Source organism: Achromobacter sp. 1014246743, from assembly GCF_059760725.1.
Map to the genome: position 1 here is coordinate 1 of NZ_JCBANA010000192.1, position 207 is coordinate 207.

1 protein-coding gene is annotated in these 207 nt (G+C 64.3%); it reads left to right on the forward strand.

Annotated features, from left to right (window positions below; genetic code table 11):
- Positions 1-207 (forward strand): transposase (locus AC6LJ2_RS30205; protein ID WP_498152779.1); only part of this gene is annotated, 207 nt, incomplete at both ends.

Here is a 207-nt window from a genome sequence, read left to right on the forward strand (position 1 = left end):
CCAACCAGCGCAACGGCAAGAGCCGCAAGACGGTGCTCACCGACGACGGCCCCTTGCGGGTGGACATCCCTCGGGACCGAGATGGCAGCTTTGCCCCGATCCTGATCCCCAAGCATGAACGCCGCTTTACCGGGTTCGATGACAAGATCATCGCGATGTACGCACGGGGCATGACGGTGCGCGAGATCCAGGGGTTCCTGGCCGAGC